The sequence below is a fragment of the Prochlorococcus sp. MIT 1318 genome, from assembly GCF_047304505.1.
GTDB classification, from domain to species: domain Bacteria; phylum Cyanobacteriota; class Cyanobacteriia; order PCC-6307; family Cyanobiaceae; genus Prochlorococcus; species Prochlorococcus marinus_D.
This window is the reverse complement of sequence record NZ_CP138958.1, coordinates 544,491-562,841: the sequence shown is the minus strand read 5'-3', so window position 1 is coordinate 562,841 and position 18,351 is coordinate 544,491. Positions and strand designations below refer to the sequence as shown.

Sequence of the window (18,351 nt, the reverse complement as noted above, 5' to 3'; positions counted from 1 at the left end):
GTCCTGAGGGTGTCTGGTTCAGAAGGCGCCTCCAATGTTGAGCTGACGTTGCTGACCTTGATTTTTGATGACGGCACCATTGGCGTTGACAGAGTCCAAGCGCCAGTTGCTGCTACCGATGTTCTCTCCGGGTTTTGCGGAGGTGGAGGTTTGCTTCAGCTGAAAGATTGCTGAGCTGCTGCCTTTAGGGCCATGTACGACACCTACAAGTACGGGGACTTCGCTTGCTTTTTCCTGCAAGTGACTTGATTGGCTGGAGAACGTTTCTTCGCGGATGGGAACGATGACAGGCTCCAAACTTTGGACCCATTCAGGATCAAGCGGGGTTTGGGGAAGGACTGCCAGCTCAGCGTTTGTGTTTTGGGCGCTAATGCTTGAGCTGTTGCTGGGTTCTTCGCTGGTCGTTCGAGATGCGGCGGGTAACTTTCTGAGCCGCTCCATGACTAGCAAATTTCGTTCTCGGTCAAGCTGGGCTTGGGAGGCCTGCCAATTGTGAGCTAGCCAGACACTGCTGATTAGCCCCGCAGTGGCAAGACCAGTAAGAGTAAGAGTTTGCCACTGAGGTGGCTTCGCCTTGAGTGATTCGTGGACATGCACCCTGGCAGAGGTCAGATGATTGTCTTGCTCGTGGAAGACGCGGTCCATCACCTGTTCAGCTCGTAGGTTCCAGTAGGCCCGCGAGGTGGTGAGCTGAGAGGGCACCGTTCGTTTCCAATGTCATCCAACGTTATCGATCGTGACCAGAGGCGGCGAGGGTTCGACGCTTCTGCAGTTCCAGCCAGACCAACAGGGCGGTTAGATCTGCCTTGCTAACACCGGGAATCTGGCTGGCCTGAGCGAAATTGAGTGGCCCTACAGCGGTTAGTTTTTCGCGGGCTTCCTTAGAGAGGGTGCTGATGTTGGCGTAGTCGAGATTTGCAGGTAGGCGTCTTTGGCTCTGCCGCTTTAATTGATCAATTTGTTGTTGCTGCCGTTGTAGGTAACCGCTGTACTTGATATCAATTTCTGCTCCTTCTCTTACGCCTAGGGCAAGCTCTGGATCGACTAGGCCATGCTCGATCAGATCAGCACTACGCACGCCAGGACGTCGGAGCAGATCGGCCAGAGTTATGGATCCTTTGATTGTTGCGCCTGTTTTGGCCTCGAGGGCCGGTGCGGCTGGATCGCTAGCTTTGAGTCGCTGCTTTTCGAGTCGTTGTTTTTCATCCTCTAGAGCGGTTTGTTTGCGTTGAAACAGCTGCCAACGGCGTGCATCAATCAGGCCTAGCTGATAGCCCAGAGGCGTGAGGCGTCGGTCTGCGTTGTCGCCCCGCAAAATCAGGCGGTATTCGCTTCGACTGGTGAGCACCCGGTACGGCTCGTGTAGATCCTTGCTGACAAGATCGTCGATCATTGTGCCGATATAGCTGCCCTCGCGCGGAAATTGCACTTGCTCTTGGCCTTGGACGAGACGGGCTGCATTGAGACCGGCAACCAGCCCTTGGGCGGCGGCTTCTTCATAGCCGGTTGTGCCATTCAGTTGCCCAGCAGTGAAAAGCCCTTTGACGCGTTTGGTTTCCAATGAAGGACTGAGCTGTGTGGCGGGAAGGTAGTCGTAATCGACTGCATAGGCGGGCCGCAGCATGACGCATTGTTCAAGCCCTGGCAGGGTGCGTAGCAAGTCGAGTTGCAACCGCTCAGGTAGTCCGGTGGAGAATCCCTGCACATAAATTTCTGGCGTGTCGCGACCTTCCGGTTCGAGAAAAATCTGGTGAGAGTCTTTGTCAGCAAAACGGACGATCTTGTCTTCGATTGATGGGCAGTAACGCGGCCCTTTGCTGTCGAGAAAGCCTCCATAGATAGGCGTTAGTTCGAGGTTCTCTTTGATCAGTTGATGGGTTGATGCGGTGGTGCGGGTGATGTGGCAGCTCATCTGTTCACCGCTGACCCAGGCGGTTGGGTCGAAGGAGAAGAAGCGATCAGCGGCATCGCTGGGTTGCTCTTCCAGTTGATCAAGAGCAATGCTGCGTCGATCGACTCTGGCCGGAGTGCCTGTCTTGAGGCGATTGGTTTGGAAGCCAAGTGACTCGAGGGCTTCGGTGAGCCCTTCTGCGGCTTGCTCGCCGGCACGACCTGCCGGCATGGATTGATTGCCAACCCAGATCTGACCACCAAGGAACGTGCCGGTGGTTAGCACGACGGCTTGGGCCCGATAAATACTGCCGAAATAGGTCCGTACGCCTGTGATTTGTGCTGCATGTCCTTGAGCTGGCTCCCAGTCTTCCCCGCCACCAGATGGATCACCTTTGACTTCGAGGCCAGTCACCATCGCTTCTCTTAGAGAGAGGTTGGCTGTTTGTTGAAGCAACTGCAGCATTTGGCGTGAATAGAGGCGTTTGTCGGTCTGGGCGCGTAAGGCCCAGACCGCAGGGCCGCGGCTTGCATTCAGCACACGTTTTTGCAGCGCCGTCGTATCGGCAAGGCGTCCGATGACCCCCCCAAGGGCATCAACTTCATGCACGAGTTGACTCTTGGCTGGCCCTCCCACTGCGGGATTACACGGTTGCCAGGCAATCCGATCGAGGTTGAGGGTGAATAAAGCTGTACTTAGGCCTAAGCGCGCTGCCGTAATCGCGGCTTCACAACCGGCGTGCCCAGCGCCGACGATGATGACGTCGAAGTGTTCGGTTGGGGGAGCACTGAAGGGCATGGGGCCCGTGACGTTCTAGGGAACAGTAGAAATCATCAATGTATTGCTGCTTTAGGCCGCCAGGTTGCGGAACCGTGTGAATTGGGGCTCGAACAGTAGTTTTACTGTGCCGACAGGGCCGTTGCGGTGTTTGGTCACGATGACTTCGGTGATGCCGCGGTCGGGGGTTTCTGGGTTGTAGTACTCGTCGCGGTAGATCATCAGCACCAGGTCAGCGTCCTGTTCGATTGAGCCTGACTCGCGCAGGTCGCTGAGCATTGGGCGTTTGTTGGTGCGGGATTCCACCCCACGGCTGAGCTGTGATAAGGCAATCACAGGTACGTTCAGTTCCCTGGCCATGCCCTTAAGGCCGCGGGTAATCCGGGAGAGTTCCTGAACACGGTTATCAGGCGTGGAGCCCTCCATCAGTTGTAGGTAGTCGATCACGATGAGTCCGAGCTCTTTGCCTTGTTCGGCCATGAGCCGCCTGGAGAGAGAACGCATCTCCAGGACGCCTGAATTGGGTTTGTCATCGATGTAGATCGGTAGCTGGCCAAGGGTGTTGATGCCCTGGCCCAGAAGAGGCCACTCTTCCTGCCGTAAACGGCCTGTTCTCAGTCGACTGCTCTCAATGCCAACCTCCATTGAAAGGAGGCGATAGGTGAGTTGTTCCTTGCTCATCTCCAGGCTGAACAAGCACACAGGCAGGTTGTGGAGTTGAGCAACGTTTTTGGTCAGATTGAGCACCATGGAGGTTTTGCCCATGGCTGGGCGGCCAGCCACGATGATCAGGTCACTGCGCTGCAGACCCTGGGTCATGGCATCGAGGTCGTAGAAGTTCACAGGGATGCCTGCGACGGAGGTACCTAGCGAGCGGCTTTCGATCTCGTTGAAGGTGCTGGTAAGGATTTCTGCTGTGGGGGTGAGACCTTTGGATGGCTTTTCCTGGCTGATCGCAAAAATTGTTTGTTCTGCTTTGTCGAGAACCTGTTCCATCGGTAGGCCCTGGTCAAAGCCGAGTTGAATCACTTCGTTGCCTGAGCGAATCAACTGTCGCCGTAGGAATTTGTCCATCACCAAACGGGCCACTTGCTCGATTGATGCAGTGGAGGCGACGCGCTCTACAAGCTCGATCAGACGGTTGCTGCCACCTACCTTCTCCAAGGACCCTGTGTCGGCCAACCAGGCGCTCATGGCTGTGAGGTCGGTGGGTTTGCCCTGGCTGTGAAGCATCAGGGCTGTGCGGAAGATCTCTCGATGGGCGTTGAGATAAAAAGCCTCAGGTTGGAGCACATCGACCACTCTGCCGATGGCATCAGGATCAAGAAGGATGCCTCCTAGAACAGCTTCCTCTGCCTCTAGATTTTGAGGAGGCAAGGAGTCTGGCAGGGCTTCAAAGCTCGGTTCTCGAGATGTAGAAGAGGCTTTCCTGAAGGGACGGGACCCCTCTGCGGCGGTATCGCCGTTGTTTGGCAGGGGGGCGCTCACCATGGATGAGGAGCTGACGTTATAAGGAGACCCACTTTGGCTTGTTTTTCAAGCCTTGCCAGCAATCAGTAGCTGACGACTTCGAGGTTGATTTCGGCGTTGACTTCATTGTGCAGTTTCACTTGCACCTTGTAGCTGCCGGTCCGGTGAATTTCCGGAACGATGATATTGCGTCGGTCGATCTCCTTCTTTGTGGCTGTTTCGATTGCTTCAGCGACATCACCATTGGTGACTGTGCCGAACAAGACGTCGTCTTCGCCGATTTGCTTTTTAACGGTGAAACGTCCAATTGTGATCAGAGCGGTTTGGAAGTCCAGGGCTTCCTGCTTGATTGCTGCCTGATGTTCGGCCTGCTTGGCACGTCGGTGACCGACTTGTTTCATCACGGCTGGGGTCACAGGCACAGCCTTGCCGAAGGGAAGCAGGAAGTTGCGGGCATAACCAGGAGCCACCTCAACTAGGTCGCCGTCCTTGCCGAGGCTGAGGACGTCTTCGTTCAGGACGACTTGTACGCGCTTGGCCATGGCGATAAGAAGACGGACGACGACTGTTGAGCGATCGACAACCTTACGATGTGATCGGTAGCCGGATCTTGCGAGCCAAGCCTAGGGCTCGCATGAGGCGGATGTGCTGCCAGGTGAGGTCGATCTGACCGCGCTGGAGTCCATGAATGGCGGAGTGCGGGAAGGCGTGGTGGTTGTTGTGCCAACCTTCGCCAAAAGTAAGAGCTGCTACCCAAGGGTTGTTACGCGAGTTGTCACCGCTGTCGAAGGCCACAGTCCCCCAGCAGTGACTGGCGGAATTGACCAGCCAGGTGATGTGATAGACGATCGTTAGGCGCAAGGGGATACCCCACAGCACGAGGGCCCACCCACCGGCTCCACTGACGCTGCCGATCCAGAAGAGCAAACCGGCTAGCGGCAGCTGCAACAGTAGAAAGTACTTGTTAAGCCAGCGGTAATAGGGATCCGCTGCCAGGTCAACAGTGAGGCGTGGCACGACCCGCATGGCTGGAATGGGTTCAAACATCCAGCCCATGTGGCTCCACCAGAAGCCCTTATGACTGTTGTGGTGGTCGGGGTCAGTATCGGAAAACTTGTGATGGTGGCGATGGAGTCCTACCCAGTCGATTGGACCGTGTTGGCAGCTCAAGGTTCCGCAGGTGGCAAAGAAGCGCTCCAGCCAGTGGGGTACTCGGAACGACCGGTGTGAGAGCAGACGGTGGTAGCCGATCGTCACGCCGAGGCAGGCCGTGACCCAGTAGAGGACGAGAAGGGTTGTGATCGCTTGCCAGCTCCAGAAACGGGGCAACAGGGCCAGGATGGATAGGGCATGAATGGCGATCATGAATCCGATCGTTCCCCAGCGTCTTGATTCTTTGGGTGGGCAAATGGCCTGGCTTGTGTAGGAGCGCTGAAGTTTTGTAGAAAGGCTTGAGGCCTTATGCGAAGCTGCAGGTCGGCTTATCGTTGAAGGCGTAGGTATCACTCTGGAGGCCATGAGCGATCTATCGAATGTGCATAAACTATACATGATACGGATCCTTATCCAGTGACTAAGCCTGATGTTGAATCTGATTCGGCGACCAGGGGCTATCGCGAGCGCTTGGATGATGGGCGGCGGGCCATGGCTCATCTCATTCATGTCTGGCATGAGCGCAATGGTTGGTCACATAAGGTCTTGCCGGCTCTGGCTGAATGCCTTGATCTCGGTCGGGTGCACAATTCGCAGATCTCTAATCTGCGCAACGGCAAACTCGCTTCACCAGGCCCCGAAGTGTTTCTGGCATTGGGTCAAGCCAACGCCATCCTTCATGCCGGTCTAGAGCCGATTCGTGATCGCTTGGTTGAGGGGCATCCCGACTTACTCAAGGTGCTTTCGGAAAGTTCTCTTCCTCTGGAAGGAGCAGATGGTGAGCCACTCGGCGCTGGCGCTCTGTTTGAGATTTTTGTTGGTCTTGCTGCCTTACCTGCTGGCTTTGATTGGCGAATTGAAGAAGATGAGGCCGCAGCTCTTAGTGCTGCTTTGGCTGATTGTCTATGCAATGGAAAATCGTGGCGTCAATGCCGGGACAAGGTGATGGAGGCTTATCCAGTCACTAAGGCGCAGCGCAGAGAACGTTTTGCGGAGGTGATGGCTGGTTTAAGGGATTACAACTCTGAGGAGCTCGATGGTGAATTGCTTGATCTGCATGCAACTCAGGTGGCCTTGGGTGGAGTGAACAGACAGGGAGCAGAGGGGTTTTTGGATGATCTCAGGGCCCGCTCAGAGTTGTTGGTTGCTCAGGAAGCGCCGGAAACATAGCGGGCTTGCTGGACTCGACGAGCCAGGCCAAGACGACGCAATGCCTTCACGTGTTGCCAGGTGATGTCGAATTCAAACCATCGCAGGCCATGACGGGCGCTGGAGGGATAAGCATGGTGATTGTTGTGCCAACCCTCGCCGAAGGACAGCACCGCCACCCACCAGCAGTTGCGAGAGAGGTCTGGGCTGTCGAAGTTGCGGTAGCCAAATGCATGGGTCGCCGAGTTCACAAACCAGGTCACGTGGTACACAACCACCAGTCGCAGGGGGATGGCCCAGAGCACCAGGCCAAGTCCTCCACCGTGCACCTGGGCGACTTCTCCGTACCAGTAGAGCCCAAGACCGAGAGGGATCTGTAGCAGCAGGAACCAGCGATCAAGCCATCGGAAGAAAGGGTCGGCTAGCAGATCTCCTGCAAAGCGGTCCATGTGATCCAGCGCTGGAATCTCATGCAGCATCCATTCACTGTGGGCCCACCAGAGGCCACGGCCGGCGTCGTGGTGGTCATTGGTTTGGTCGGAGTAGCGGTGATGGTGGCGATGCAGAGCCACCCATTCGATGGGGCCACTCTGGCAGGCAAGCGTGGCCATGATCACCAGAATCCTCTCCAGCCAAACGGGTACGACAAAGCTGCGATGAGCGACCAGTCGATGTAATCCCAAGGTCACCCCGAGCACCGTGGTCCAATAAAGAACGGCAAAAGCGACCAACCCTTGCCAGCTCCAAAAGCGTGGTAGCAGTGCGAAGGTTGCTGCTACATGCATGGCCAGCATGAAACTGGTGGTGCCCCATTTGAATCGACGTTGTTTTGCTGGTAGTGGGTCACGATGAGCCTTTACAGCAGCCCACAAACGTTGCTGACGGTTTGTGGCTGAAGAGACCGGAAGAGGGGAAACCAAGAGGTACTCCTTTGGATGGGTCGGCCGCTTGGCTGGTAAGGCGAGTGGAGCGGAAAGGGCCGAGACATGTTCAAATCTAAAGGAACTATGGAACCGTTTCCAGGGGCCATAGCTCAGCTGTGCATCTTCTTGATGCGTTTTGAGCTATTGCAGTTTTGCCAATGATTTGCGCTGACTTGGTTTGGTGAACTGTGATTTTGGCAATGTTGTGCTCTTGCTCTTCACTTTCGATTTCGTTTGACGTTCAACGAGCATTCAGCATGGGGATGATTGATCCTGACCACGGGTTGGTTTGAAGACATTCCCCGCAGCTGGCTTTGATGAACTGCTGGTGCAGGCCTGGGCCAGGCGGCACGTCGGTTTTGTCTCTAAGCGCCTTGAGGGGATCGCATGCGAGCGGACGGCTGCCGTCGCGGTTCGCCTTGCAAAGGTTTTGGAGGCTTTCAGCAGCGAACGAGTCGCCACGCAACACTTTGCTTCCATCACCGGTTATGGCCATGGAGATCAGGCCCGGGAGGTGGTTGATCGTGTATTTGCAAGGGTGCTTGGTGCTGAGAAAGCAGCTGTTCGCCTCCAGTTTGTGAGTGGTACCCATGCAATTGCGACTGCGTTGTTTGGCGTTCTTCGCCCTGGTGACCGACTCGTGTCAGTGACCGGAGAGCCTTACGACACCCTTGAAGAAGTGATTGGTCTGCGTGGATCCGGCCAGGGGTCTTTAATCGAATTAGGGATCTCTTATGACCAGCTGCCCCTCACGGCCGAGGGATGTGTGGATGTTTCAGCCTTGGAACGCGCCTTGGAAGTGCCAACAAGGATGGTGTTGATACAGCGCAGCTGTGGCTACAGCTCGCGGTCATCTCTTTCGATCAAAGCCATTGGCGAGTTGTGTCATCGCATCCATAACTCTCAGCCTGGATGTGTCTGTTTTGTCGACAATTGCTATGGCGAGCTTGTTGAGGATTTGGAGCCCCCAGCAGTTGGTGCTGATCTGATTGCGGGCTCTTTGATCAAAAATCTCGGTGGCACGATTGCTCCAACTGGTGGATATGTCGCCGGTCGGGCTGATTTGGTCGAGCAGGCTTGCTGCCGGCTCACTGCCCCAGGGATTGGTAGTCAGGGGGGTACTGGCTTTGATCTTTATCGGTTGGTGTTGCAGGGGCTGTTCTTGGCTCCACAAATGGTGGCAGAGGCATTGATCGGAGCTGATTTGGTCGCGGGTGTGTTCGACACTTTGGGCTTTGCAGTGAAGCCCTCGATGGGAGCCTTTCGTAGCGATTTAATTCAGGCGGTGCAGCTTGGAGACCCTGAGGTTTTGAAAGTTGTTTGCAGGGCCTTTCAGGCATGTTCGCCTGTTGGGGCCTATCTCGATCCTGTGCCGGCTGCGATGCCTGGGTATGCAAGCGATTTGGTGATGGCGGGCGGAACATTTATTGACGGCAGCACCAGTGAGTTTTCTGCAGATGCTCCCTTGCGCCCCCCTTACAACCTCTATGTGCAGGGAGGTACCCATCGCACTCATGTGGAATTGGCACTGATTCGAGCTTTGGTGGCTTTGGTTCGCGCCGGTTTGCTGGATGTACCCCAGACTGGGTGAGCTTTGCCTCGCCAGGCTCGATGGCTTTCCAATTCCCCGACCACTTTCGGTTTGCCGATACGCATGAATACGCCAGTTTGGATGGTGATTTGGTGCGGATAGGCATCAGTGCTTTTGCTGTTGATCAGTTGGGTGACATTGTGTTTGTGGATTTGCCGGAGGTGGGCGATCTGCTTAATCGCGGCACCACTTTCGGTTCCGTTGAGTCGGTGAAAGCTGTCGAGGATTTGCATGCTCCGATCAGCGGTGAGCTGGTGCGGATTAATGAGTCGGTGCTTTCCAGCCCGGATGAACTTCAAAATGATCCTCATGGTGAGGGGTGGTTGCTCGTGGTTCGCCCGGCGGACCCAGCTCAATTGCAGGATCTGATGGACTCAGCCACCTATGCCAACAAGGTGGCTATCGAATCAAGCAACTAAGCACCTGATGAAGTGCGATGGTTCTGGGCCAAATTTTCTAAACTTCTGTCCATCTTGTTGATGAATGTCCCTTGACCCTGCTTGAACAGCGTGCAGTTGAGGCTTCAAGCATTCAGTCTTCACCTTTTTTGGTGAGGCACATTGGGCCCAGCTTGGAAGACCAGCAGCAAATGCTGCTGGAGCTTGGTCATCGTGATCTTCAGAGCTTTGTTGCTGCTGTAGTTCCTCCAGACATTCTCGAGACAACGGCACCCAGCAGTTCCCTTCTTGAGGGCTGTGGTGAAGTTCAGGCTATGGAGGAACTGCGTCTCATCGCGGCGGCGAATCGGGTGAGGCGTTCTTTAATTGGGCTTGGCTATTACGGCACAGCAACGCCTGCGTTGATTCAGCGACAGGTGCTTGAAAATCCTGCTTGGTATACCGCTTACACCCCTTATCAGGCTGAGATCTCTCAAGGACGGCTTGAGGCTCTGTTCAACTTTCAGACGCTGATCAGTGAGCTCACGGGGTTGCCGATCGCCAATGCTTCCTTGCTTGATGAGGGAACGGCAGCTGCTGAGGCGATGAGCCTCAGCTTTGCGATTTGCAAGCGCCCTGAGGCCCATCGTTTTCTCGTTGATGCTGAGGTTCTTCCCCAGACTCTTGCCGTGTTGAGAACTCGGGCTGAACCTCTGGGCATTGATCTCGAGGTGGCCGAGCCGATGACCTTTCAGTTTGATGCTGAGGTCTTTGGTGTTTTGCTTCAGTTGCCTGGACGTAGCGGCAGGCTCTGGGACCCCACGACCTCCATTCAGGCTGCTCATGAGGTAGGGGCCCTGGCAACTGTTGCCATTGATCCTCTTGCTCAGGTTTTGCTTGCTCCAGTGGCTGAATTTGGAGCTGATATTGCTGTTGGCAGTGTTCAACGGTTTGGGGTGCCAATGGGCTTTGGGGGACCTCACGCCGCCTTTTTTGCCACCCTTGAGATCTTCAAGCGCCAGGTCCCTGGACGTCTAGTCGGCCAGTCTGTGGATGCGGAGGGGCAACCGGCTTTGCGATTGGCGTTGCAGACCCGGGAGCAACACATCCGCCGAGACAAGGCCACCAGCAATATCTGCACGGCGCAGGTCTTATTGGCTGTGATGGCGTCGTTCTATGCAGTGCACCATGGACCCGATGGGCTCGCTGCAATCGCTAGACGAGTCCTGCGTTTACGGGCTCAACTGGAGAGGGGATTGCACCAGTTGGGCTATCCAGTCCAGTCGATAGCTCGCTTTGACACGATTGAGGTGATCTGTCGTGAAGCTCCTGCTGTTCATCAGGCAGCCGCTTTGGCGGGATTTAACCTACGGGTGTTGCCTTTGGGTGTTGCTCCAGAGGCAGCCCATGGATTTGGAATTAGTTTTGATGAGCTCAGCACCGATCAGGAGCTGAAGTCGATCCTCCAGATTTTGGCTGAGGCTGCAGGTCAGCCTGTGCCAGTTCTCGAAGACCCTGGAAACCCTCACCTTGAGGAGCTTGTTGGCTTGCCGTTGCGTCAGCGACCTTGGCTGCAGCAGCAGGTGTTCCATCGCTATCGCAGCGAAACCGAGTTGCTTCGTTACCTCCAGCGACTGGTGGGCCGCGATCTTTCATTGGTGCACGGGATGATCCCGCTGGGCAGTTGCACGATGAAGCTCAATGCTGCAGCTGAACTGATCCCCATTAGTTGGAGGGAGTTTGCGGCGCTGCATCCTTTTGCTCCTCAGGATCAGTGCCAGGGGTATCAGAGATTGGTTCAGGACCTGGAACATTGGTTTGCAGACATTACTGGCTTTGCCGGGGTGTCTTTGCAGCCGAATGCCGGCTCTCAGGGGGAATTAGCTGGCTTGTTGGTGATTCGCGCTTGGCATCATTCCCGCGGAGAGCAGCAGAGAGATGTTTGTCTGATTCCCACCAGTGCCCATGGCACCAATCCAGCCACGTGCGTGATGGCCGGTTTGCGGGTGGTGCCTGTGGCTTGTGATGCAGAGGGGAACGTGGATCTCAATGATTTGGCTAGCAAGGCAGAGGCCCATGCTCCTCAGCTGGCAGCCCTGATGGTCACCTATCCCTCCACCCATGGTGTCTTTGAACCGCAGATTCGTGAAATCTGTGAGCTCGTTCATAGTCACGGTGGCCAGGTGTATCTCGATGGCGCCAATCTCAATGCGCAGATCGGTTTTTGTCGTCCTGGGACTTATGGCGCTGATGTTTGTCATATCAATCTGCACAAAACATTTTGTATCCCCCATGGCGGTGGTGGACCAGGGGTTGGTCCGATCGCGGTGTCTGCTCATTTGATGCCCTTCCTTCCAGGTCATCCCCTCGCTGCCTGCGGCGGCGAGCATGGAATCGGCGCAATTTCGGCTGCGCCATGGGGCAGTGCAGGCATCCTGCCGATCAGCTGGATGTACCTGCGCATGATGGGTGCGGAGGGATTGCGGCAGGCCAGTACCGTTGCACTGTTATCTGCTAATTACCTAGCCCATCGGTTGCATCCTCATTACCCGGTGCTGTTTCGGGGTCAAGCAGGGTTGGTTGCCCATGAATGCATCCTCGACCTGCGCCCCCTTAAGCGAAGTGCAGGCTTGGAGGTGGATGACATTGCAAAGCGGTTGATGGACTACGGCTTTCATGCCCCAACCGTGAGCTGGCCGGTGGCAGGGACTGTGATGGTGGAACCCACTGAGAGCGAGAGCTTGGAGGAGCTCAACCGCTTCTGCGAGGCCATGATTGCCATACGCGAAGAAACGGCAGCGATTGAGTCAGGCCAGATCGATCCTCAGAACAACCCGCTGCGAAGGGCACCTCACACCTTGGCGGCCGTCACAGCAGAGGTTTGGGATCGTCCATACTCCCGCGCCGAAGCTGCTTTCCCATTGGCTGAGCAGCGCCAAAGCAAGTTTTGGCCTGCGGTTTCGCGCATTGATAATGCCTATGGCGATCGCAATTTGCTGTGTAGCTGCCCATCGGTTGAGGAGCTTGCTGATAACGCTGTTCTTCAACCTCCCCTGGTGTGAACAGATTAAAGGCAGTAACTTTTCACTGAAAACCGAATTTTTGGTTTTTAATTCAGCACATGTGGCAGTGTTTTGACCATACTGTCCCGCATCTGCACCATCGCTGGGGGGACAGCATGGATAGCGACACTTCATTGAACCAAGTAGATCAGTCCTCTAGGGGGGCTGGGGTAACTCTTCCTACCATTCCAGATGGATTGGAATCAGCTCTGCTGCAGGGACATACCTTGGCGGTTGATGGAACCAATGTGGTGCGTGTCCCTTTTGGTGTCCGTCAGCCACGCCGTCAACGACCTGAGCGTCCAGAGCGATGGGCAACATTGGTGCTGCCATTTCAATCTCAAGGACACCCCACACCTCCTCCTCATGCTGCCTAATTGATCAGGCAGCATCAAGCAACTTTGATTGTTGAGAGAGACGCCAATCCAGCATCGACTTGACATCTGTCAAGGAACAGATTGGGGTGCGGAACGGCAACAAAAGCATTGGACTGCGTTCAGGCCTAACTAACCATGTTTGGTTGCTCTGTGGCAGGAGCAGAAAACCGCGGTATCGAACAGCAGCGTTTTGGCCAGGCAGAGATCCCATCGCGCCGAGGGCTGAATGCAATGACTTGTGCATTTCAAGCCACAATATCTAGCGTGCCAATCTTTTTTAGATTGTCTTTATGATTGGGATTATGCCTGGCTTTTGTTGCTTCTAGACAGGGCAAGGCTTCTGGTAGATCAGGCTTTTGCTCTCATTCTTAAGTTAGCAAAACCAGATTTTTTGCGTTTAAAGCTGTAGACAGTTTCTTTTGTAAGAATCCATATCTAGTGTTCACTAGATTTAGTTTGTTTCGCAGTTCTAGGCCTTCGAACGTTCGGCGAGAAGATCCTTATCGAGGCTGGTGCAACAAGGTGATTGGTTCGGATGGATCAAAGCTTGAGAGGTTGCATCTGCATCAGCAGGTGCACTAAGTCTCGAATGGATTCGTCTTTGGCGGGTTTGGCGTGGTTACTCATCAGCTGCCGTCCAAGCACTTGAGCGCCGAGGTGGCTGAGTTGACTGCGCAGGCTCATCGACATGCTCATGCCGCCCCCGCCGGAAAAGCTTGCCATTGCGATTGGCCTGCCGTTGAACAAACTGCGGAAGTCATCTCCTTGTACGGAGAGCCAGGCGACGGCACTTGTGAACGCAGGTGGAATCGAGCCGTTGTATTCAGGCGCGCAGATCACCCAGTGCGTGGCCGCCATCAGCTGTTGATGGAGTTGGGTGACACCGTTTGGCATGCCAGCCTCCTTTGCTACAGGCGTGAACAGTGGCAGGCCCAAGCTTGTGAGATCGAGAATCTTGGCTCTGTGGCCCTGGTGTTCAGCTTGAGCGGCGATGCGACGAGCTAGCTTTAGGTTCTCGCCATTGCTAACGGCGATGACAAGCAGATCGGGGGGGGGTGATAAAGCCATAAACCTGGTCTAACTCAAGAGATGCTGTGCTCACGCAACAAATTTGTACACGGTTTTGCAGCACCTCAGCCAATCTCAGGCCGCTTCTTTGAGTTCGGCTTCTCGGTAAGGCACGAAGTTGGCTTTTCGGGTGTCGCAGATGGGGCAGACCCAATCTTCAGGGATTGCTTCAAATGCGGTTCCTGCGGAGATGCCTGACTCGGGATCACCGATGGCTGGGTCATAGATCATCGAGCACACTTTGCAGATCCATTTACCAGCTACGGGTTGATTCGCTTCGCTTACGACGCCCTTGCCTTCCAGTGCTTTGAGGGCAACGCCGTAACGCTCAGCATGATGTTGCTCGATTGGCACTAAAAAGCCGAAGTTGCTGGCTGCACGACGAAAAAGGCTCTCGTGTTGCTGAGACTCTTCGATCTGTTCGTTGAATTCTGCTTCTGCAGTGCTGTCTCTGTCCTGGCGGGCCTGAGTAGCGAACTCTGGGTACATGGTGGTGTACTCATAGGTTTCACCTTCAATGGCCAGCTCGAGGCAGCGGGTGAGGATTTTCTGCTTGTCAGTATCGTTGAGTGCGGCAGGATCTTCGATTAATAGCTCAGGATGGAGCAAGCGGAAGTGTGCGAAGGCGTGTTCGGTTTCCTGGGCCGCAGTGTCGCGGAAAAGCTTGGCTAATTCATTGTTGCCAAGTTTTTTGGCAACGTCGGCAAAGAAGAGGTATTTACGGTTGGCCATGCTCTCGCCGCCAAAGGCCGCCTCAAGATTGGCGTTGGTGGTGAGATTCATTAATGGAGGGATGCGTAATATTTGGCAGCGTAACTCATAATCGGTATGAGTTATGAGGAGCGTATGTCCCTGTCTGCGCGAGTCTCTCGCAAGGTTGCTTCTTTAGTAGTTCGCCCCGCTGCGGCGCTGATGCACAGCCGTCGTGCCTTCTCGCTCTAGTAGGGCACCATGGCTGATCTCGGCATATAGCAGCCAGTGGTCTCCACATTCCATGCGTTGCTGTACGCATCCTTCAAGCCATGCCAGAGCATTTTTAAGCAGCGGTTGACCTGCGGGACTGGCGTCAAGGTCTAGCCCTGCGAATCGGTCTGAACCAGCTGGGAATGGTTGCAGGAAATGTTTCATCAGTTCGTGTTGCCTTCCTGCTGCCAACACATTGAGAGCGAAGTGGTCGCCCCGATGCAGCAAAGCTTCAACGGCTCGGTCTTTGGCGACGGCCACGCTCAGCCCTGGCGGTGAAAAGCTGGCTTGGCTGACCCAGCTTGCGACCATTGCGCCGCTAAGCGCTGTATTCCCTTCACCTTTACGAGCCGTCAAGATGCATAGTGAGCCCACTAACCGACCAAGGGCAAGCACGGCTGGATCGCTACGGCTTGCACTCATGCCACTGCTTGCTCGTGGTTGCTGGCGTTGTTGTTGCTTGAGAAGGTCTCGGCCAAAGAGTGTGCCTGTCTCTTCCAGGGTTTTCACCATGGCAGCATCGGGACTGAACTTCACTTTGATTGGCTCGAATCCAAAGGAGAAACCACCATCACGTAGCTTCTTTTCGAGAAGTTCCAATGCCTCTCCACTCCAGCCATAGCTGCCGAATATGCCTACCTTTTTGTTGCGGTCACCTTCGGCCAGCAAGGTTCCTAGGGCCGATACGATTGGTGTTGGTGCATGCCCTCCAAGGGTTGGCGATCCAATCAAGTAGCCATCAGCTTGTTGGATTGCATTCACCAATTCATTCGCAGGTGTGAATTCGCAGTTGAGGCTTTCTACTTGAATACCAGTACTGGAGACTCCTTTTGCGAGTGCGTCAGCAATCGCCGCTGTGTTGCCGTAGGCGCTGGCGAAAAGAAGAACGACTTTTAAAGGGGCTTGTTGTTGGCTTTCACCCCAGCGGCGGTAGTCATTCAGCAGGCTCCGCCAGCTCGTTTCTATGGCTGGCCCATGGCATGGGGCGATCGTGCGGATGTCTAGCTCTTCAAGCCGCTCTACTAAGGTGTCGACCTGGCTGGCCATTGGAGCCATCAGGCAGTCATAGAAATGCCTACGCTCCTCTTCCGTGCTGATGCGATTGGCTTCTGCCCATTCGCTTGTGCAGAGGTGGGCGGCGAATAGTTTGTCGCTCATCAGCAAGCCAAGGCTTTCCTCGAAGGCCAGTAGGCCGCCTGGCCAGCGAGCTGTTGGCGCTGGTAGCAGCCACAATGCGTGTTCGTTGCTGAGGGAGAGCTTCTGTTCTTGTCGAACAACCTCAATGGATGGAAGAGACGGAAGGGATGACTCTTCCTGTTCATTGTTGTTGGGTGTTGCTGGTTTGCGTTGTTCCCAAAGCTCTCTGAGCAATTTGGCGCCGGGATTGGAACTGATTAACTCCAGCTGGGGGTAGCTGTTGGCCAGCTTTTTGAGTAGCGCAACTCGGTTGGGGTTGATGTGACCAACGACCACCTTCAACGTTTTGGTATCTGAAGGTAGAGCCTTGGCGAGTGCAGGCATGAAAACCTCGGCATAGGCGTCGCCAGGGGGGTGTACCAGGACAGCCGATTGAGGTTGCTCATGTGAGTCGTCACCGGCAGAGAAAAGAAAGCTATTGGCGGTACTGCCTCGCTCCAGGGCATATTCCAGCTCAAAGCGCAGCCGTTGTGGACTAAGGCCGCGCAAGCTGATCAGGCCCTTTTCGATTGGGAGTGTGATCACCGTTCGCTGCGCTGCTTCTGCAGGCTCGTGGATGGAGGACATCGACATCAGTAGTGGTTCCCTACTTTGCGGTGATGTACTGCTGTTTTAGCTTCAGCATCCGCCACATTGCCTTGTTCCACCAGGGCGTAGATGATCCAGTGATCGGGGGTTTCTAGTCGCTGTTTGACGAGGCAATCCAAGAAGGCCAGCGCATCCACGAGTACGGGGCCTCCTTTAGCAACGTTGTTGAGTACATTCACTCCTTCGAAACGATCGGCTCCGGGGGGGAAGCGTTTAAGGAATTGCCTTAGTAAGGGTTGATAGTTGTCTTCTCTTAATACGTTGATCACGAAACGATCCCCTACTTGCATGAGGGTTTCTATGGCTCTGTCTTTGGCTACTGCGACGGTTAGCCCTGGCGGTGTGAAACTTGCTTGACTTACCCAGCTTGCGATCATGGCGCCACGTCGTTGGCTGGACTCTTCATCTTGGCTGGCGGTGACGACATAAAGGCCGCCACTAAGGGTACCCATGGCCTTGTCAAGTTCAGTATCTAAGCTTTTCATGGCCGCAATATTTTGCTTTTGGTTGAGCAGTTGTCCAAGGTCGGTACCAGCTTCTTCGAAGCGTTGGTAGAGATTCCCGTCAGGAGCTTGCCGCACCCTTAAAGGTTCGAAAGCTTCTTTTTGCCCAAGGCTACGCAGCTGCGCTGCTACTGCATCAATTGGCTCATCATTGCCGCCATAGGCATCGTAAACGGCAACCCATTGCTTTTGATTCAAAGCTGCCAATAGGGTGCCAATTGAACTCTGCAGTTCTGCATCTGGTTGGGATGGCCAGGTTGGTACTACTACTGCCTTTGCTTCACCAATTAATGCGCTCAGTTCTTGTGCATCAGTGGCTCGAAGATCGACTAGTTGTACCTCTCCTTTGGCTTTGCCGATGCCGTGGGCAATGGCTTGGCTGAGCCGGTCGCAAAAGCCGTAATAACTGAGATAACAGATGGCTGCATAGCTTTCTCCTTGGCTTCGTTGGCTGCTCCAGTCGCGATAGTCCTCGACCCAAAGCTTGAGATGGTGGCGGAGTAGCGGGCCGTGACCAACGGCAATTGTGGTGATCTCTGGTAGCTGATCCATGCGCTTCAAAGCTTGGACAACACTGCGCGCATTGGGCCCCATTAGGCAGTCGTAATAGAAGCGGAAGTCTGGGGCCAGTGCGGAGGGGTCCTGGTCGAAGAGTTCATCTGAGCAATAGTGCAGACCAAATGCATCACAGGTGTAAAGAATCCCTGTGGCGTGGTCGAAAGAGAAGATTGTGTCTGGCCAGTGCAGGTTGGGCGCACTCAGAAATTCGAAGCGGTGAGCGATACCGCTTGTTGGGTTAGTGCCTAGATCCAGTTCTTCGCCGGTTTTGACTTCTCGCGATCGGAAGGGGCGATGCACCTGATCTTCTAGGAACTTGATGGCGACCTTCGAAGCAACGATTTCGATCTCGGGATTGAGATCGATGATCTGGCCCACTAGACCGGAATGGTCGGGTTCGGTGTGGCTGATGATGAGATAGTCGATCGCTTTTGGATCGATTTGCTTCTTAAGCATCGGTAGCCAGGTGTCCTCAAACTTGAGGTGGTTGGTATCGATCAGTGCTGTCTGGGCACCTCTCACCAGGAAGCTGTTGTAGGTGGTGCCGTTACGAAGGCCGAACTCGATATCAAAGCGGCTGCGGTCCCAATCGAGGGCACGGATCGTGGTGGTGTCGCTAGCGATAGCTGCGCATTGGAGTGACAACCTTGGAGCAGTGCTGGTCGTTGTCACCGTGGTGTCTTTGTTCGCGACGTTCATGGACCC

16 protein-coding genes are annotated in these 18,351 nt (G+C 54.9%); 5 read left to right on the top strand and 11 right to left on the bottom strand.

The window, feature by feature from the left end; genetic code table 11:
* Window positions 1-18: 18 nt before the first annotated feature.
* From SIB66_RS02910 to SIB66_RS02890, 5 genes are all read right to left on the bottom strand, one after another.
* Window positions 19-702 carry a hypothetical protein gene (locus tag SIB66_RS02910; RefSeq protein WP_063407564.1) on the bottom strand — a complete coding sequence of 228 codons (684 nt, stop codon included), beginning with the start codon at window positions 700-702 and terminating at the stop codon, window positions 19-21.
* 25 nt (window positions 703-727) lie between these two features.
* Entirely contained in the window at window positions 728-2,689 is a 1,962-nt protein-coding gene (gene mnmG, locus SIB66_RS02905; RefSeq protein WP_063407563.1) for a tRNA uridine-5-carboxymethylaminomethyl(34) synthesis enzyme MnmG, read from the bottom strand.
* 51 nt (window positions 2,690-2,740) lie between these two features.
* The gene (dnaB, locus tag SIB66_RS02900) at window positions 2,741-4,159 is read right to left on the bottom strand and encodes a replicative DNA helicase (RefSeq protein WP_063407562.1); all 1,419 of its coding nucleotides are present in this window, start codon (window positions 4,157-4,159) and stop codon (window positions 2,741-2,743) included.
* Between the two features lie 62 nt (window positions 4,160-4,221).
* The gene (gene rplI, locus SIB66_RS02895; RefSeq protein WP_063407561.1) at window positions 4,222-4,680 is read right to left on the bottom strand and encodes a 50S ribosomal protein L9; all 459 of its coding nucleotides are present in this window, start codon (window positions 4,678-4,680) and stop codon (window positions 4,222-4,224) included.
* Between the two features lie 43 nt (window positions 4,681-4,723).
* Window positions 4,724-5,656: an acyl-CoA desaturase gene (locus SIB66_RS02890; protein ID WP_063398644.1), complete on the bottom strand. Its 933-nt coding sequence runs from the start codon at window positions 5,654-5,656 to the stop codon at window positions 4,724-4,726.
* Between the two features lie 51 nt (window positions 5,657-5,707).
* Between SIB66_RS02890 and SIB66_RS02885 the strand changes: the two genes are divergently transcribed.
* Window positions 5,708-6,460, top strand: a complete 753-nt coding sequence (locus SIB66_RS02885; protein ID WP_063398645.1) for a hypothetical protein — start codon at window positions 5,708-5,710, stop codon at window positions 6,458-6,460.
* Here the strand turns inward: SIB66_RS02885 and SIB66_RS02880 are convergent.
* Window positions 6,439-7,359: an acyl-CoA desaturase gene (locus tag SIB66_RS02880; protein ID WP_063407560.1), complete on the bottom strand. Its 921-nt coding sequence runs from the start codon at window positions 7,357-7,359 to the stop codon at window positions 6,439-6,441. The two genes, SIB66_RS02885 and SIB66_RS02880, sit on opposite strands and share 22 nt — an antisense overlap.
* Window positions 7,360-7,651: 292 nt before the next feature.
* Here SIB66_RS02880 and SIB66_RS02875 point away from each other — a divergent pair, with 292 nt between their 5' ends.
* The 4 genes from SIB66_RS02875 (at window position 7,652) to SIB66_RS02860 (ending at window position 12,769) form a co-directional block, all read left to right on the top strand.
* Window positions 7,652-8,953 carry an aminotransferase class I/II-fold pyridoxal phosphate-dependent enzyme gene (locus SIB66_RS02875; RefSeq protein WP_063407559.1) on the top strand — a complete coding sequence of 434 codons (1,302 nt, stop codon included), beginning with the start codon at window positions 7,652-7,654 and terminating at the stop codon, window positions 8,951-8,953.
* A gap of 20 nt (window positions 8,954-8,973) precedes the next feature.
* Window positions 8,974-9,372 carry a glycine cleavage system protein GcvH gene (gcvH, locus tag SIB66_RS02870; protein WP_063407714.1) on the top strand — a complete coding sequence of 133 codons (399 nt, stop codon included), beginning with the start codon at window positions 8,974-8,976 and terminating at the stop codon, window positions 9,370-9,372.
* Between the two features lie 71 nt (window positions 9,373-9,443).
* Window positions 9,444-12,392 carry an aminomethyl-transferring glycine dehydrogenase gene (gcvP, locus tag SIB66_RS02865; RefSeq protein ID WP_063407558.1) on the top strand — a complete coding sequence of 983 codons (2,949 nt, stop codon included), beginning with the start codon at window positions 9,444-9,446 and terminating at the stop codon, window positions 12,390-12,392.
* A gap of 116 nt (window positions 12,393-12,508) precedes the next feature.
* Window positions 12,509-12,769, top strand: a complete 261-nt coding sequence (locus SIB66_RS02860; RefSeq protein WP_063407713.1) for a hypothetical protein — start codon at window positions 12,509-12,511, stop codon at window positions 12,767-12,769.
* Window positions 12,770-12,773: 4 nt separating this feature from the next.
* On the opposite strand, the gene SIB66_RS02855 is transcribed toward SIB66_RS02860, so the two are convergent.
* The 5 genes from SIB66_RS02855 to SIB66_RS02835 form a co-directional block, all read right to left on the bottom strand.
* Window positions 12,774-12,980: a hypothetical protein gene (locus SIB66_RS02855; protein WP_063407557.1), complete on the bottom strand. Its 207-nt coding sequence runs from the start codon at window positions 12,978-12,980 to the stop codon at window positions 12,774-12,776.
* Window positions 12,981-13,309: 329 nt separating this feature from the next.
* Window positions 13,310-13,837, bottom strand: a complete 528-nt coding sequence (locus SIB66_RS02850) for an NADPH-dependent FMN reductase (protein WP_063407556.1) — start codon at window positions 13,835-13,837, stop codon at window positions 13,310-13,312.
* 75 nt (window positions 13,838-13,912) lie between these two features.
* Window positions 13,913-14,620, bottom strand: a complete 708-nt coding sequence (locus SIB66_RS02845; protein ID WP_063407555.1) for a rubrerythrin family protein — start codon at window positions 14,618-14,620, stop codon at window positions 13,913-13,915.
* Window positions 14,621-14,722: 102 nt separating this feature from the next.
* Window positions 14,723-16,570: a diflavin flavoprotein gene (locus SIB66_RS02840; protein WP_063407554.1), complete on the bottom strand. Its 1,848-nt coding sequence runs from the start codon at window positions 16,568-16,570 to the stop codon at window positions 14,723-14,725.
* Window positions 16,570-18,345, bottom strand: coding sequence for a diflavin flavoprotein (locus SIB66_RS02835; RefSeq protein WP_063407553.1), 1,776 nt, complete (start codon window positions 18,343-18,345; stop codon window positions 16,570-16,572). The genes SIB66_RS02840 and SIB66_RS02835 overlap by 1 nt, the downstream gene beginning before the upstream one ends.
* Window positions 18,346-18,351 lie beyond the last annotated feature (6 nt).